At 44.4% G+C, this 15,636-nt stretch carries 11 protein-coding genes and 1 other RNA gene; 4 read left to right on the forward strand and 8 right to left on the reverse strand.

Annotation, left to right across the window (positions count from 1 at the left end):
* Positions 1–43: 43 nt before the first annotated feature.
* The 3 genes from AC5FX4_RS00115 to AC5FX4_RS00125 form a co-directional block, all read right to left on the reverse strand.
* Complete coding sequence (locus tag AC5FX4_RS00115; protein WP_493604541.1) at positions 44–1,735, reverse strand: alkaline phosphatase; 1,692 nt, start codon at positions 1,733–1,735, stop codon at positions 44–46.
* A 233-nt stretch (positions 1,736–1,968) separates the two neighbouring features.
* Positions 1,969–3,156, reverse strand: coding sequence for a cation:proton antiporter (locus AC5FX4_RS00120; protein ID WP_493604542.1), 1,188 nt, complete (start codon positions 3,154–3,156; stop codon positions 1,969–1,971).
* A 105-nt stretch (positions 3,157–3,261) separates the two neighbouring features.
* On the reverse strand, positions 3,262–4,644 hold the full coding sequence (locus AC5FX4_RS00125; RefSeq protein WP_493604543.1) for a DEAD/DEAH box helicase: 1,383 nt from the start codon (positions 4,642–4,644) through the stop codon (positions 3,262–3,264).
* A 312-nt stretch (positions 4,645–4,956) separates the two neighbouring features.
* Between AC5FX4_RS00125 and AC5FX4_RS00130 the strand changes: the two genes are divergently transcribed.
* Positions 4,957–7,503, forward strand: a complete 2,547-nt coding sequence (locus AC5FX4_RS00130) for an Ig-like domain-containing protein (RefSeq protein ID WP_493604544.1) — start codon at positions 4,957–4,959, stop codon at positions 7,501–7,503.
* A 38-nt stretch (positions 7,504–7,541) separates the two neighbouring features.
* On the opposite strand, the gene AC5FX4_RS00135 is transcribed toward AC5FX4_RS00130, so the two are convergent.
* Positions 7,542–8,249, reverse strand: coding sequence for an ArsR/SmtB family transcription factor (locus tag AC5FX4_RS00135; RefSeq protein ID WP_493604545.1), 708 nt, complete (start codon positions 8,247–8,249; stop codon positions 7,542–7,544).
* 73 nt (positions 8,250–8,322) lie between these two features.
* Here AC5FX4_RS00135 and AC5FX4_RS00140 point away from each other — a divergent pair, with 73 nt between their 5' ends.
* On the forward strand, positions 8,323–8,661 hold the full coding sequence (locus AC5FX4_RS00140; protein ID WP_493604546.1) for an NIPSNAP family protein: 339 nt from the start codon (positions 8,323–8,325) through the stop codon (positions 8,659–8,661).
* On the forward strand, positions 8,658–8,960 hold the full coding sequence (locus AC5FX4_RS00145; RefSeq protein ID WP_493604547.1) for an antibiotic biosynthesis monooxygenase family protein: 303 nt from the start codon (positions 8,658–8,660) through the stop codon (positions 8,958–8,960). Before AC5FX4_RS00140 ends, AC5FX4_RS00145 begins: the two co-directional genes overlap by 4 nt.
* 69 nt (positions 8,961–9,029) lie before the next feature.
* Here AC5FX4_RS00145 and AC5FX4_RS00150 read toward each other — a convergent pair whose 3' ends face one another.
* From AC5FX4_RS00150 to rsmI, 4 genes are all read right to left on the reverse strand, one after another.
* On the reverse strand, positions 9,030–10,502 hold the full coding sequence (locus tag AC5FX4_RS00150; protein WP_493604548.1) for a serine hydrolase domain-containing protein: 1,473 nt from the start codon (positions 10,500–10,502) through the stop codon (positions 9,030–9,032).
* Between the two features lie 177 nt (positions 10,503–10,679).
* Positions 10,680–12,083, reverse strand: a complete 1,404-nt coding sequence (locus AC5FX4_RS00155) for an MBL fold metallo-hydrolase RNA specificity domain-containing protein (protein WP_493604549.1) — start codon at positions 12,081–12,083, stop codon at positions 10,680–10,682.
* 336 nt (positions 12,084–12,419) lie between these two features.
* Positions 12,420–12,780: RNase P RNA component class A (rnpB, locus tag AC5FX4_RS00160), an RNA gene on the reverse strand.
* A gap of 42 nt (positions 12,781–12,822) precedes the next feature.
* Positions 12,823–13,683 carry a 16S rRNA (cytidine(1402)-2'-O)-methyltransferase gene (gene rsmI, locus AC5FX4_RS00165; RefSeq protein ID WP_493604550.1) on the reverse strand — a complete coding sequence of 287 codons (861 nt, stop codon included), beginning with the start codon at positions 13,681–13,683 and terminating at the stop codon, positions 12,823–12,825.
* A gap of 63 nt (positions 13,684–13,746) precedes the next feature.
* On the opposite strand from rsmI, the gene AC5FX4_RS00170 reads away from it, so the two are divergent.
* On the forward strand, positions 13,747–15,630 hold the full coding sequence (locus AC5FX4_RS00170) for a penicillin-binding protein activator (protein ID WP_493604551.1): 1,884 nt from the start codon (positions 13,747–13,749) through the stop codon (positions 15,628–15,630).
* Positions 15,631–15,636: the final 6 nt, after the last annotated feature.

Here is a 15,636-nt window from a genome sequence, read left to right on the forward strand (position 1 = left end):
GGCTTGGAAAAGAAAGTCTGGGGGACTTTACTTACTAAATCAATTACTCTTCAGCCACGCCAAGTGCTTTCATCATTTTCTGACCGATTTCTACGTGATGCTGCATCGTTGAAAACTGCTTAGTTACACCCTCAGGACCAAATGCATAGACAGGAACCGGCGCCGCGGTGTGGGTACCAGTACCCCAAACAACATTTTGGTCAGCAGCTAGAGCACGAGCGATCTTGCCTGTGTAGTCTTCATCCGCGTAAACATAGAACTCTTTGAAATCATTAAAGCGCGGTACTCTTTCTGCACTTTGATACGAATGTTCTGAATCATAATATTCATTATCTTCACGCGCACTGATCTCGGTTGCTTGATCCATGTTTACTTTGTATAAACTGTACTTATTAACTGCATCCATCCAATCTTTTGGCTGTGCAACTTCAAAATCCCAAGCTGCATTCGCCGCATCCATCATATCGAAGAATGTGCCTGATTGGTTATATAACTTATCTAAATGACTCAGTGAACCGAAGTTAAAGTTTGGCTTGTACAACTTGCCGTTCATACCATCACCAGGAAGCTGCTCACCCTCTTTTGGATAGTTCTTACGAGAGTAACTGAAACCAAAGCTACCAGTCTCGTGGTCTGCTGTCACAACAACAAGTGTATCGTTACGATCTTTAACCCACTCATATACCGCTTCAACCGCTTCATCAAACTTTAATAACTCGTTTAGCATCCAGCCGGCATCGTTTGCGTGACCTGCCCAGTCGATTTGACCACCTTCAATCATCAAGAAGAAACCATCTTCATCTTTTGACAAGATATCTAACGCTTTCACTGTCATTTCTTTTAACGAAGGTTGTGTACAACTGTTAGCTGCTTTACATGCTTTATAGGCAATACCATCGGCCATACCAGAGTTAGCAAATAAACCCAGAAGTTTAGTCGCGTCACTGCTAGCTAGTTGAGATTTGTCAAATGCCAATGAATAACCATGCTGTTCCTTTGCTTCTACAACTAAGTTACGGTCATCGCTACGTTTCGATTTTTTATACACGCTAGACGGTGCACCCAAATCAGCCATAACTTTTCTATCTGCTTCATCCGTCTTTATATCTGAAGGCATAAACACACGTGCACCGCCAGATAACAGAACATCAACCATACCACCTTCAATTAATTGCTCTGCAATTTCAGGCTCATATGAACGGTGCGGTTGGTGTGCTGCAAATGCTGCAGGCGTTGCATGCGTAATACGCGTATCCGATACTAGCCCCGTTGCTTTTCCTGCTTTTTTCGCTTTTTCTAAGATTGTTTCAACAATATAACCTTGGTCGTCCAAACCAATCATCTCAGAGCCAGCGGCTTTACCTGTTGCTAGCTGAGTAGCTGAACATGCCGAGTCAGTCACCAAGCTGCCATTAGGGCCAAAAGGTGCGTTTAATGACAAACCTAAATGGCCTGCATTTGCTAACTTAGACAGTGAAGTTTGATTGCCGCGAGCGTTGTAAGTCGAGTTTGGTGCGCGACGTGCGTATTCTTCAAGCAAGCCTACTTGCTGAGCGCCCATACCATCACCGATCATTAAGATCACATTTTTCACTGAAGTCACTGGCTTGGCAGGTACTTCAACTTCTTTTACAACTTCTACTTCTTTAATGACTTGAACGGTTTTAGTGTCATCATCATTACATGCTGATAGTAAAACAGCAGATACGGCAACAGCCAGCAACTTCTTATTCATGGTTAATTTCCTGTAACGTGAACTTTCAGTTGCTAAAATCGCAACTGACCAAACGCGGCACAGTTTAGGGCGGTATTATGACTTTTTAATTTCAGCTAGATGACAGTTTGAGTGCAAACTCTAAAAACCACCCATTCTACCAACTAGAATTATTACTTTTTATTTCAGAAAGTTAACCTATTTGTGACTCACTAATTTATCCCTTAAATTGGAATAAATAAAATACTGAAAATTTAATTTTGGAAAAAACGCAACGCAATAGGCCGTGTACTCACACCATGTAAAAATACGCTTAATAAAATGGTGTATGCTGCCACTTCGGCTATCAATTGAGTACCATCAATACCCGCTTGCAATAACATCAAAGTCAAAATAACCGATGCCAATCCTTTGGGCCCAAACCAAGCCAAAGTCAATTTTTCACTGAAGCTTAGTCGCGTTGTTACTAGACTGAGCAACACAGGTATGATGCGAGTCACAGACATTGCAAGCATGGCATACAACCAAGGTAACCAGCTATCACTCAATAAAATGATCTGGCTGACCACCATACCGAAGAGCACCCAAATTAAAAAAGTAGCGAAATCGGCAATGTGTTCACTGTCTTCAATCAGCTGATCTTTGAAGGTATGTTGATAAAACCTATCAAATAATAACCCACTGACAAAAACGGCGATAAAACCACTGCCATGCAATGTCTGCGTTAAAGAAAAAATGGCGATGGCAATACCGACAAATAAAAATGGACTGGAATTAAGGGCAAACAGATGCTTTGCGTGCGCCACTTCAATGAGCTTTATCGCGGCAAATGTCATCGAGCCACTCACAACCAAAGCCACGCCTACTTCTTTGCTAAATAACCCCACGAGTTCCAACCAGCTTGCTTGCGCATTGCCCATGATCACCGCTAGAACAAAAATAAAAATGGGAATACACAGACCATCATTGAGACCACTCTCAATATTAATTGCTTCTCTGAGCTTCTCTGGGACCTTTTTCTGTGTGATAAAACCTTTACATAATGCGGCATCCGTGGGCGTGATGATCACCGCGAGCAACGCGGCATATAGCCAAGATAACCCCAAGATCCAATGAGCAAACAAAGTGCCGAGTAGCATGGTGAGCGGCAATGCCACCACCAACAAAAGTAGGGGAAGTTGAAACGAATGAAGTAACACACGCAGGCGTGTTTTTGCAGCATCGCTGAACAAAACAATCGCCAATGTAATTTCAATGACAGGGAGGACTAAGTCGCTGTCGTGAATTTGAAAATATAACGAGCCATTAAACCACCAGCCAAGCAGGCCACCCAGTGAAACAAACCAGATGGGCCCTGTCAGCTCAGCACGTTTTAGTTGTCGAACGCTAATTGAGTAAACAAAAATCGCAATACCAATACAGGCCAGTGCATAGTCCGTCATGATGTTCCTTTGCTTGTCTGAGTTGCATCATAAGAAAAAGCCGTGATTTATCCACGGCGATTTAGCTACTCTAGCACGAACTAGTTGTGAAGATGCAGTCCTTATTTACACTTTTGCTTTAGGCCTAAAACGGCGACGCTTAGGTTTAGCATTGGTTGGATTATCAATCGCGTTTTGCACACGCTGCGATTGTTTATCCTTGTTGTTGCTTGGTTTAGCACGTTTTGCCGCCGGGTTTTGCTGACGTTTAGTGTGATCCACGGCTTGGTGATCATGATTTTCATTCGGCTTTTTCGGTTTCTTTGGCTTTTTCGCTTTAACCGGCCGTGTGTCCAGTTCTTTTTCTGGAACCGGATGAGTCGGCTCAAAGCCCGCTTCATGTGCTCTTGGGATCAAAGCGCCAATAAAACGTTCAATACCGTAAAGATCATTAGCATCATCACTGGTTACAAATGACACAGCCAAGCCATCACTGCCCGCACGCCCTGTTCGGCCAATCCGGTGCACATAGTCTTCGTAAACATTCGGTAAGTCATAGTTAACCACATAAGGGAGTTCCGCAATATCCAGGCCTCGCGCCACAATATCGGTTGCAACCAGCACCGAAATCTCGCCCGATTTAAAACCATTTAACGCTTTTACACGAGCGGCTTGTGACTTATTACCATGGATGGCCGCGCCAGAGATTTTGTCTCTCTCCAACTGCGTCACTAATCGGTTTGCGCCGTGTTTGGTGCGGCAAAAGACCAAAACTTGCTGCCACTTTTTACTGCGAATCAAATGGCTAAGTAATTTGGTTTTACTCGATTTATCTACACCATAGGCAAACTGAGTCACTGTTTTAGACGCCGCATTTTTCGGTGTGACCGACACTTCAAGTGGATCAACAATCAAACCTTTGGCAAGCTCTTGGATCGGATCAGAAAAAGTTGCTGAAAACAGCAAATTTTGACGCTTCTTAGGCAATAGCTTGATGATCTTTTTAATGTCATGGATAAAACCCATATCCAGCATACGGTCGGCTTCATCTAACACCAAAGTCGTCAACTGATTAAACTTAACCGCGTTTTGGTTGAACAAGTCTAATAAACGGCCCGGAGTCGCAATTAGAATATCTACACCTTTGCGCAATTGCATCATTTGTGGGTTAATTTTAACCCCGCCATACACCACAGCAGAACGCAAGCGCGTACCTTGGCTGTACGCTTCGACGTTTTCAGCTATTTGTAACGCCAACTCTCTAGTTGGAGCGAGTACTAAAGCCAATGCTTGGTTCGCTCTAGGGCGCTCATGATGCAGTAATTGCTCAATAATCGGTAAAGTAAATGCTGCTGTTTTACCCGTACCAGTTTGTGCAGCAGCCATTACGTCACGGCCAGTCAAAACCGCGGGAATACCTTTTGCTTGGATAGGTGTTGGCTCTGTATAGCCTTTTTCTGTAATACATTGAACGATAGAGGGTGATAATCCCAAGTCAGAAAATGTCATTTAAACTCTCGTGTGTTGGGGCTTATCGTCAACAAAAAGATAGGACAACTACAGTAGGCATAAGCCCTAATAGAACACAGGGGTTTCTATTAAGCCAACTGCGCTTATTCCGCAGCAAAACAACCGCGTTTTGTACGAACAAGATTAGAGAGTATAACAGATAGATCATGATCTCCCTATCGCTGTTGCACCACGGCGCATTATGCCCAAAACATGGACGCTTATAACCAAATCACAATTGATTAACATGTACCTAGGTTATATGCTGAAATCTGCCTTGTGCAAAAATAATACAACTGTAAAGGAAACATCATGAATATATCTAAAAAAACGATACTAGTGAACGCCATGCTGGGTGCCAGTATGTTGCCAATTCAAGCACTCGCGTATAACTGCGATGGGTTAACGGCTTGGTCAAGTAGTACAGTCTATCTTAAGGGCCATCAAGTAAAACAAAACAATGAGGCATTCGAAGCACAGTGGTGGACTTTGAACGAACTGCCATCAGATAACTCTGCCCCTTACTCTGTCTGGAAAAATTTAGGCACTTGTGGCGGCAACCAAGCTCCCGTTGTTAACCTAACAAGCCCTGCGGATGGTTCTGTTTTATCCGAAAATGACAGCGCTGTTTTTAGTGCGCAAGCGAGTGACCCGGACGGTCAAGTTGCCCAAGTAGAGTTCTTTCTAGACTCACAATCCCTCGGTGTCGCGATACAAACACCGTACAAGGTCACATGGCAAACCGTTGCAGGACAATATGTGGTGAGCGCAGTTGCAACCGATGATAAAGGGGCGACAACAAGCAGCGCCCTAGCACAGCTGACAGTTCGCAATGGCATGGAAAACCTGCCACCCACTGTGGAACTGCTAAGCCCAGCGAACAATGCGCAATTTAAAAAAGGTGAGTCTGTGCGCATTAGTGCCGATGCCAAAGACCGTGATGGTGAAGTGAAGTCTGTTGAATTTTGGCTCAACAACACATTGCTCGCCACCGATACGCTGACGCCTTATGAATATGATTGGCAAGCCACTGTGGGTAAACAACAAATCAAAGCCGTTGCCACCGATGATAAAGGCGCTACTGCCAGCGCGATCGTTTCAGTAAATGTGACAGAGCCAAGCTCTGGTGGTTGTGTCAATATTCCTGCTTATCAAGCAGGCGGCAACTACAGTGCGGGCGATCTGGTATCGCATAACAATCATAAGTACCTTTGTGATATAGGCCCGTGGTGTAGCTCATCCGCATTATGGGCGTATGAACCAGGAGTTGGACAATACTGGCAAGATGCATGGACCGACCAAGGTATTTGCGCCATTGCACCAGAAGTCAGCTTTGTAACACCCGCACCAAACAGCACCTTACTCAAAGGCAATCAATACGATGTTACCGTACAAGCACTAGATGCCGACGGACAAGTCAGTCAAGTTGAGCTATACGCCAATGACACCTTACTCGCCAGCCTCACACAGGCACCCTACACCGTTACTTGGCAGGCACAACAACTCGGTGCCATTTCGCTAAAAGCCATTGCAACAGACAACGAAGGAAACAGCACAAACAAGGCACAAACTGTCATCGTAACGGATAAACCGCTTGTTACTTCTATTACCTCACCAAGCGCAGGCAGCCAGCTGACTTTAGGCAATACGGTGCAGATAAAAGCCGATGCTTCAGCCTTGCTTGGACAGGTAACGCAGGTGAGCTTTGCTGTGGACGGTGTCGTTATTTCGACGGATACCAGTGCGCCTTATGCAGCCACATACACACCAGCTAGCTTGGGTAGCAAGACGATTATAGCAACTGCTAAAGATAACCTAGGCAACACAGCGCAGAGCGAAGGCGTGAGCATTAAAGTTATCGATAAACCTCTGGGTAAAACCCACAAGTTGATTGGCTATTGGCACAACTTTGTCAATCCAGCCGGTTGCCCTATTCCACTAAACCAAATTTCCGATGCATGGGACATTATTGATATTGCCTTTGCCGACAACGACAGAAATTCTAATGGTACGGTGCACTTCAACCTGTTTGAAAAAGACATTCACTCAAACTGTCCGCCAGTCGATCCAGCGCAATTCAAGCAAGATATGAAGAACTTGCAAGCACAAGGTAAGGTGTTTGTACTGAGCTTAGGCGGTGCCGAAGGTACTATTACACTTAACACGGACAGTGACGAAGCCAACTTTGTGGCTAGCCTAACTGACATCATTAAAGAGTGGGGATTTGACGGCCTAGACATCGACCTTGAAAGCGGTTCAAACATGGTCCATGGTTCGCAAATACAGGCTCGTTTACCTCGCGCATTAAAACAAATTGAACAAAACATTGGCGGTGATATGGTCCTCACCATGGCACCTGAGCATCCTTATGTACACGGTGGCATGATTGCTTATTCAGGAATTTGGGGCGCTTACATTCCTCTGATCAACGAACTGAGAGACACCCTAGATCTATTGCATGTTCAGCTTTACAACAACGGCGGTTTACCGAACCCTTATGAGTCAGGCAGTGCGCCTGAAGGCTCTATCAACATGATGGTTGCCCATGCAAAAATGCTTGTGGAAGGATTCGACTTAGCTGACGGTTCACGCTTTATGCCACTGCGTGACGACCAAGTAGCTATTGGCCTACCATCAGGCCCTAAATCGGCCAACTCGGGGCAAGCACCGATTGGTAATATCACGGCAGCTTTAGACTGTCTTATCAAAGGTACAAATTGCTCGTCGATTGTACCTAGTAAACGCTACCCGAACTTTGGTGGTGTAATGACATGGTCGATTAACTGGGATAAATTTGACGGCTACAACTTCTCTAAGCCTGTGGGTGATAAGCTCACACAACTCAATCAAGGCAATTAATTGCTAATTTTGCTGGCTTGGTACTCGTTACCAAGCCACTACTTAACGAATGCATTGTGAGTCAGCCCAAATGCGTTACAAAATGACCGTATGCCATTTGGCGTAAATTCCAGGACCCTAGAATCTAAGTTTTGTGACGCCCATCGTTGTTGTAACACTTCATCCAAGATCCACTTACCTAAACTACCAGCAAGATGACTTCTGCGTTCGCTCCAATCTAAACACGCCTTACAAACCGGTCTACGCGACTTATAAATCTCATCAAAATCTGCACCTAACTGGCTAAAAAAATCCACGCCTTTTTGCGTCACCATGATCTGTTCATCTTGCTCGAGTAAAACTTCACGTGCAATCAAAGCGTCAAATAAAGCGACACCCATTTCACCCGCCAAGTGGTCATAACATACCCGCGCCTTTCTTAAGCTTGGGTCTTGAGGCCCAGTTTTCGCCCGTTCATTTACAAGCGTTGCACCGACATTAAGTAGTTTTTCTATTAACTCGGCGACATGACTATTCTTCAATTGAAAATACTTGTGTCGTCCCTGCTTTCTGACGATAAGTAGTTCACCATCCAACAGTTTTGATAAGTGGCTGCTTGCCGTTTGCGCGGTTATATCCGCTTCCAAAGCTAACTCAGTGGCGGTTAAGGCTTTACCGCTCATCAGCGCAGTCAGCATTTTAGCGCGTGCGTTATCGGCTATTAGGCTCGCAACAAAAGCAATGTTTGGTTCCAACTTTGACTCCATACTTCGACCATCATCGAAGCAAGCATTTTGATTTTCCGTAGACTGACGTAAAACAACACAAGAGACAACTATTATGAAAATCACATGCTTTATTGAATACCAAATCGATCCTTTTCAAATCGCGCAATTTGAAGAGTATGCCAAAAACTGGGGACAGATCATTCCTCAATGTGGCGGTGAGCTATTGGGCTATTTTCTTCCCCATGAAGGTACTAACGATACCGCTTATGGATTGATCAGCTTCGACTCTTTGGCCCATTACGAGCAATATCGAACAACATTACGTCAATCTACGCAGGGTGCAAATAACTTCGATTTCGCCAAGCAAGCTCGTTTTATCATCAGCGAAAAACGCTCTTTTTTAAGAGCGCTGCCAGAGAGTTATTTAAAACTGACGGAGCCCAAAAAATGATTGCCGTTATTTTTGAAGTAACACCAACGGCCACAGGCAAAACAGACTATTTTCAACTCGCACACTCACTCAAAAGCGCACTAGAGCAAATTGATGGTTTTATTAGTATTGAACGGTTTCAGAGTTTAACCGACCCTGACAAATTTCTTTCTTTATCGTTTTGGCAAACGGAGCAAGCCATCAAAACGTGGCGCGAGTTTGAAGCGCATCAAACGGCACAACAACTAGGAAAAACACAACTATTTGAAAGTTATCGAATAAGGGTTGGCAATATTAACCGTGACTATGGTAGCCGTTAGCTTCGCTTAAGCCATATTCACACCAGCAAACCAGTGCCAATAAGCAACTTATTGGCACTGATTAAAAACTTATAAAAGGCCTTTTACTCTCGCAATTTGCTCACTGGCGTACTTGCTGTTGGGGTTAATGTTCAAAATACGCTGATAATAGTTGAGCGCCACATCGTATTCTTTTTTCATTTCATAAGCTTCGGCCAAGCTGCTAAGGAAATAAGGCTGCGTTTCGTTGAATGAAAGCGCCACCTTAAACACGGCAATCGCATCATCAACTTGACCTTTTTCAAGCAATTGATTACCCCAGCCAACCACCATTTCTAAGTCGTACATCACACCAGTATCGGCTTGCGCTTGCGCAAACGTCTGAGCAAAATGTTCAAAGCCTTGCTTTTTCGTCAACTCTTTAAGGTAATCCATTGGCTGGTAGGCTTTTTTCTTAACTTCAGAAGAAAAGTCGGGAATATAGTGTGCTGCGATTTCATCAACAAATTCAATAGGCATACCGCCTAACAAGTTAGTCAGTACAACAACTGACACCTTATCTTGCGGATAAGTGATCATCGTGGCCGCATTGGCGCCACTGGCACTAATCGCTGGATGATATTTACGTTGAACTACCTGCCAGCCCATGGCATAACCATTTTCGAAATTGTTAAACCCTTCGGTACGACCACTATTTAACTTAACTGGGGTCCATAACGAATCGAGGTTTTTGACCAGCTTTGCTTGTTGTAAAGTCGTCAGGTAATTTGCCAATTCAGTTGCCGTTGAACTCATACCTGCTGCGGTTCTCAATATATACGGGAACTCTATGTAGACATTTTTATATTTGCCGTCACCGAGATGCATATATTGGCGAGCTTGATGCGGTACCATGAGTTCTAGATTATCAAACCCAGCCTGAGCAGTCTGTGTCATGCTTGAAGGTTTGAACTGCATGTTTGTGATGTAATTAGGAAAGCCTTCGGGCACATATTTATCAATGATTTTACCTAAGATCACATAACCTGTTTGGTTATATGCAAAACGAGAATTTGGCTTAAACTGAAACGGCCGTTTTTGTACTTCTAACCAAGATGCTTCGGCATCATTGGCTATGATGGTATCCACTGGATAATTTGATTCTAAAATATAGGGTAGGCCCGTGCTATGCCCCATCAATTGATTAATTTTTAGCGCTTTCCAAGTTTCAGGTAAATCAGGCAGGTGCTTGCCCACTTCATCATCAATTTTCAAAACACCTTTTTCAGCCAACTGTACAATTGCCACACCTGTAAAGGCTTTGGTCATTGAGTTTATCGGGAAAAGCGTTTTTTTCGTGACAGGCACTTGATGTTGCAGATCTGCAAAACCATATTCAGCTTGCTTCACCACTTTATCGTCTTTAACAACAACAAGCTGTACACCCGGGATATGCCTTTCACTCATTTTACTTTTGATGAGATCATCAATGGGATCGGCATTTACAAGCGACGATGCAAGTGACAAACCAAGAATTGTGCTAGAGCAAATAATTGATGAGAGAGATTTATAATTTTTATTCATAAGACTTCCATTATCCATACTGCGCTCTTAAACCAAGAGCAAGTTAACTTGGACAGTCTACCATAACAAAAATGCAATAATCCTCATAAATCTGTTAGAAAGTGTCTGACTGCGCTCACTTATTTTATTGAGGCCTAACAGCCAATAGCAGGGGCAATTAAGCTAAACAACCACTGACTAAAACTCAATAGTATCGCCAAGGATCGGAATATCAGCTTTAATACCATGCAACTGCTCTAATTTTGCCGCCAAGGCAGTTAAAGCATCCGGTTCACCGTGTAACAACACAACTTTAGGGTGACCTTTAAAGTGGCTAATCCAACTAATCAGTGCAACCTGCCCAGCATGCGCTGAAAAGCCATTCAAGGTTTCGATATTCGCTTTGACAATAATGTCATCACCAAATAGTTTTATGTGTTGCGCACCGTCAACCAATAATCGGCCCAGCGTGCCATTGGCTTGATAACCAACAAAAATAACGGTATTTCGGTTATCCCAAATTCGATGTTTAAAGTGATGAGTGATACGCCCCCCGGAACACATACCACTGCCAGCAATAATCAAAGCGCCACGACTGATCTTGTTGATTGCCATAGAGTCCTCTGCATCGACCATCAAATGCAAAGTCGAAAGAAAGTTCTTGAGTAGCGTTTGCTCTCCTGAGCACAACGCTTTAACGCCCTCACAGTCAAGCGTTGGCAACCATTGGTCATAAACCTCCGTCACCTCAATCGCCATTGGGCTATCTAAAAAAACCTGCCAATTATCAAGATCGCCGGTCTGCTGTAACTTGCCAAGATAGAGCAAGAGTTCCTGAGCTCGTCCTAGCGCAAATGCCGGGATCATCACATTGCCACCTTTAACAAAGGCATCATGGAGCACGTCCTTAAGTTGCGTTTGTGTATCACCTAAAGAGCGATGTTCACGATCGCCATAAGTGCCTTCCATCAACACAATATCAGCCTCATCCAAATAGGCAGGGTCTTTCATTAGCACTGTATCGGTATTACCCAGATCGCCTGAAAAAACGAGCTTTTTCTGTTTACCATTGTCAGTCATAACAAGTTCGACAATGGCAGACCCCAATATATGCCCTGCATCATGAAAACATAAAAATGCATCTGGCCCAATTTGCACACGCTGCTGATATGCGATGGGTCTTAAACAATCCAGTACATCAAGTACATCTTCTTTTGAATATTGTGCTTCAATGTCAGCAAGCCCCTTACGTGCTCGCTTGCGGTTTTCGCGACGTAAATCGTTTTCATACAAGCTCAAAGCATCAAACAACATAATGGGCAATAGTTGTGCCGATGCTTCGGTACAATAAATCGGGCCGGAAAATCCGTCATGGAGTAAAGAAGGTAACCTGCCAGAATGGTCTAAATGCACATGGGATAGGATAACCACATCAATACTAGCTGGATTAAACGCAAACTGTTCACGAGAAATCAAATGCTTGGCTCTCATCCCTTGATGCATTCCACAATCTAGCATGACATCGCCAAGCTCAGTAGAACGAATAACGTGGCATGACCCAGTTACCTCCTGAGCGGCACCATAAAATGTAATTGTTGCCATAGCTTGATCCACATTACGCGAGAGAAAAACCCATAGGATAAGGCTAAGTGTAGCTAGGAAATGACGATATGTTGTTGGCGCAGTGCATACCCGCGATGTCTATCGCGCCACTTTAATTCTGCATCTCATAAAATCGCGCGTTATGAACTAAGCCATTTGGAAGCAATTACTCTAAATATTTGGCACAACTTACGTAATATGGGTAATAGACACCATAAGTGTTTCAATGAGAAATGATTTTCAAGAAGTATTGTGACTTTTGCACTCGAGGTTTGATAGCAAAAGGTTTTAGAAAACCGCTTGATTCACCTCAGTAAAGCAAGCGGCTGCTAAAAATTGTTGAGTCAGCCTATAAGCCGGGTTCTGTACTCTTGCGAGCGATAATCATTCGTCTAGGCCTAGGATCGCTCCTAGGCTCAAGCAACCTACCCGGTTCCGATGTGGGCCACACCATAAGGAACCCTATTTGGTCTTGCTCCGGGTGGAGTTTACCTTGCAACCAACTGTTACCAGTGGCCCGGTGCGCTCTTACCGCACCCTTTCACCCTTACCAACTCGAAAGTTGGCGGTCTCCTCTCTGCTGCACTTGTCGTAGGCTCACGCCCCCCAGCCGTTAGCTGGCACCCTGCCCTGTGGAGCCCGGACTTTCCTCCCCCTGATCATTTTCGTCACAGGCAGCGATTATCCGGCTGACTCAGGGCGGCGATAATACAGGAATATCGAGCAAAGCTCACGCTTTTTACGCGTCTTTTTCTGCAATTGCCGCTTTATATAGCGCGTTTTTCTTAAGATCAAAGTAATCCGCTACAACGCCACATGCTTTTTTGAGGGGCATTTCATGCTCTAGCAGTGACAACAATCGCTTTGCATCGGCCGGTATTTCTTCTTGTTGCTTTGGCTTGCCCGGTAGCATCAGCACCAACTCTCCACGTTGTTTTTCGGGCTCTTCAGTAAGAAAAGTAATAAGCTGAGCAACCGAACCACTAAAAAAAGTCTCATAGGTTTTAGTCAGTTCTTTTGCAAAAACAACCTGTTGCTCTTCCCCGAGTGCCGTTTGTAAATCATTGAGGCTAGCCATTATACGGTGGGTACTTTCGTACATAATACTGGTGATACCACTTTCATACGCATCGAGGAAAAATTGCTGTCTTGCTTGGCTTTTTGCAGGAGTAAAGCCTATAAACTGGAAACGGTCTGTCGGTAACCCTGAACAACTGAGCGCGGTGATCGCAGCACAAGCGCCCGGTACAGGTGTAACATTGGCACCTTGCTCACGGCATAAGTTCACCACGGCATAGCCGGGATCGCTAATCAGCGGCGTGCCCGCATCAGATACCAGCGCAATGTCTAACCCTTCATTCAACCAATCAACAACTTGCTGGGCTTTTTGTTTTTCATTGTGATCGTGCAAAGCGAAGGTCTTTGCCTTAATGTTAAAGTGGCTCAACAACTTACCCGTATGACGCGTATCTTCAGCGGCGATTAAGTCTACTTCTGCTAGGGTGCTCAATGCACGCTCGCTGATGTCAGCAAGGTTGCCAATGGGCGTTGCGACCACATAGAGTGTGCCTATTTTATCCGGGTTCTGTGCTTTTATCATTGAGCTCTCCAAGTTCAGTCAGGTAAGATAGCCCTCAGAACATAATTCAACTAGGGCGTTATTGTGCGACTGAAAAAAATTAGTCTTGTAATTGCCATATTGTCGGGGTTATCGGCTTGTAGTACAACCGAAAAAGCCCCCATGACAAATGCTAAGCTAAATAAAGTACAAGTTCAGGAAACCTTGGATACCTCTAACGCCCATGCCTTGTATGAAAAAGCGTTATTAAAACAAGGCATTGATAAAATTCAGCTGCTCTACTTGGCCCGAGAAGCGGCAATTAAAAACAAAGACTGGCAAATTCTTGAGCAAGTTTGTTTGGCGCTTGAAAGTAAGGCCAGTGTTGACCACGTTCAAAACAAACTTTACGCCGCGCTCGCAAGAAAAGAGCAAGGGCGAGCGAGTGCCGCTTTAGCCATTCTCAGCACCATTGAAACGCAGCTCAGCCTGCCAGAACACGAAGCTTGGCATCAGTATCTTACGGGCAGCATATACGCCAATGAGCAGCTTCCAAGTCAAGCTCTGCAATACTTTTTTAATGCCGCAGACATTAGCGCGCAAAATAACTTGAATATTCCTAACCTCAATGACGATATATGGCATGCCTTACAGCAACTTTCCTCATATGCGCTCGAACGCATTGATACCGGGACGGTGATCCAGCAAGGGTGGGTTAAGCTGGCTAAATATCAGCAAATTTATTTGGGTGCAGGCGTACAATTACATCAAGCATTAAATAACTGGCAACGTCGATTCATCAATCACCCGGCAAGCTATTTGCTGCCAGAGCAAGTGGCAAGTTCCGTCAGTTTAGTCCCTTATCAGGCCCAAAAGCTGGCTATTTTACTACCGCAATCAGGCAGCAGTGAACGTTTTGGCACCGCATTAAAAAACGGCTTTTTGGCGGCATTGGACAATAACGCGGTTGATGAGGTGTTTTTTATCGACGAAATGCAAAGTGTCGAAGAAATAGAACGAGCGCTTGCCTTGCATCATGCAGATTTTGTAATAGGCCCATTGTTAAAAAGCAATATTGATAAACTGGCGCATAGTGCCGTACTAAATGCCTTACCTACAATATTCTTAAATACACCAAGCAGTACGATTCAAGCGAGCGAACATTACTCTTTTGCGCTCAACCCTGAACATGAGGTTGAGCAAGCACTGATCCACTTCCTTGCCAAAGAGTATCAAAAGCCGATGTTGCTCGCTCCCGACAACAATGCGGGGCATCGCCTGATCGCGCATTTTCAACAGCAATGGCAACGTTATAGTGAAGTGCAGCCCGAAGTTGGCTTATATACCGATAGCAAAAATATGGCTGAAGTTGTCGCAGACTTGCTAGAGGTAGACGAGTCAAAACAACGAATCAAAACGGTTAAACAACTCTTCACACAAGAGGTTGAAAGTGAAACTCGCTCTCGAGGCGATATTGATGTGGTATACATTCTTGGTGACGCCATAGAAACTCGTTTGCTCAAACCATACTTAGATGTCAACGTGAGTACTTTTGCGCCACGCATTCCTCTGTATGCTACTTCGAGAAGCTATAGTCGTCGAATTGATAGCACTGATAAGGGCGACCTAGAAGGTTTGTATTTTACCGAGCAGCCATGGATGCTACCCGAAGCGCTGCAAAATAAAACCCTACGCGACGAATATGTGTCACTTTGGCCCGAGCAAGCTGATATTGAGCAGCGTCTGTTCGCAATGGCATACGATGCGCTCAAACTCATTCCTGAAATAAAGCAATTGGCCCAAATCCCAGGTAAAGAGTTTAAAGGTCTAACTGGCCAGCTAAGCATTAAGCAAAATAATACATTAACAAGACAGCTTCGTTGGGCTCGATATCAAAAGAACCAGATCCGTCTTGTCAATTTAGACGAAACCCCTCCTACACCGTTGTTTATGAAACAAACGCTGTCTAAGGAGCAATTACTTGATTAAGGCAGG

It is taken from the genome of Pseudoalteromonas sp. ATL1, from assembly GCF_058933015.1.